General features: G+C 72.8%; 1 protein-coding gene and 1 pseudogene. One reads left to right on the plus strand and one right to left on the minus strand.

Annotation, left to right across the window (positions count from 1 at the left end; genetic code table 11):
• Positions 1 to 260 (minus strand): annotated as a pseudogene (locus ABZW30_RS47055) (transcriptional regulator); the annotation flags it as partial.
• Between the two features lie 317 nt (positions 261 to 577).
• On the opposite strand from ABZW30_RS47055, the gene ABZW30_RS47060 reads away from it, so the two are divergent.
• Complete coding sequence (locus ABZW30_RS47060; protein ID WP_355677504.1) at positions 578 to 1,063, plus strand: hypothetical protein; 486 nt, start codon at positions 578 to 580, stop codon at positions 1,061 to 1,063.
• The last annotated feature ends 185 nt before the right edge of the window (positions 1,064 to 1,248 follow it).

A 1,248-nucleotide genomic window follows, 5' to 3' on the forward strand; every position in this document is an offset into this window, starting at 1 on the left:
GCGCCGGGTCCGGGGGCGGCGAAGACGGCGCAGTCGGAGAGGACGGCGATGGCGTGCAGGCCGGTGTCGGCGGCCATCTTGCGGATCTTGCGGTGGAGGTTGACGGTGGCGGTGTCGATGACGAGGGCGCGCATCAGCGGGTCCCAGGTCGGGCGGTCCAGCGCGGGCCAGCGCTCGCCGGGTTTGTAGCCGTGTCCGCGGGGGCGTTCGCGCATCTTGCCGGTGGTGCCCTTGGCGGTCTGCTTGATCGCGGTGAGCACCGCGAGCTCGGCCGGGTCGCCGGTGGTCGCCGCGCTGGCGCGTGAGAGGATGCGCGCGATCTTGGGGCTGCGGAGGGGGTTGTCCGGTGCGTGTGCGTGCTGTCGCGCTGGTTGCGGGGGTTGCAGTGGGGCTGGGGCTGGCGGGGTGTTCCGGCGGGCTGTCCGATGTGCGGTCGGCGGGTGGGGCCCCGGCCTCTGCGGGGCCCGTGCCGCCGCGACTGGCTGCCGGTCTGCTGACGTCCGCTCAGCTTCCGGCCGGCTTCAAGCTGCTGCCCGATGTTCCCCGCTCCCCCGCTCCTCGTGCCCCGATCACGTCGATGCCGTGCTCGGACCTGGTGACGGACAGCTTCCTGGCCACCCACACCCAGCTCATGGAGGAGGCTTGGGTCAGCCTGGAGCGGCCGCCCACCGACCCCCACGACCTCGCCGACGGCTGGTACGGCGAGGAGACGCTCGACCGGTACGGGCCCGGTCAGGCGGCCGCCGTCATGACGGCCATCCGCGGCGCGGCGCAGCGCTGTGCCTCCTACTCCGACGTGCTCCCCCTCGGCGGCCCCGCGACGCAGAACACCGTGTCGACGAAGGACCCGGGCGTGCTGGCGGACGACGGCCTGGTGCTGCGGATCACCGTCACCTCCGCGGACGACGCGAAGCCGTGGGTCATCGAGAGGGCGTTCGTCCGGGAGGGCGATGTGCTGCTGACGGTGGACAAGTTGATCGAGCAGGCGCCCGTGGTCGGCGTGGAGGCCGTCCTGCCGGCCGCCGTGGCGGCCTACCGGGCGGCCAGCGGCCGCAAGGGCTGAGCGCGCGGTCCGGGGCGTGCCTCCCCTTCTCGGCTGGGCAGTTCAACGCTGGCTGCCGGCACCGTAGCGGCCAATCTCCGTGACCAGCGCGCCCGGTTTCGACAGTTGGCGGGCACACGACCGGGCGTGATCGGATGTCTTCGCAGGTCAGCGTGATTTGAGTGGTCTGGAGCGGTATCGGTCTG

It is taken from the genome of Kitasatospora sp. NPDC004669 (genome assembly GCF_040609455.1).
Taxonomy (GTDB): domain Bacteria; phylum Actinomycetota; class Actinomycetes; order Streptomycetales; family Streptomycetaceae; genus Kitasatospora.

Coding starts and splice junctions, on each gene's coding strand:
- ABZW30_RS47060 (WP_355677504.1), top strand. CDS start 578: ATGCCGTGCTCGGACCTGGTGACGGACAGCTTCCTGGCCACCCACACC.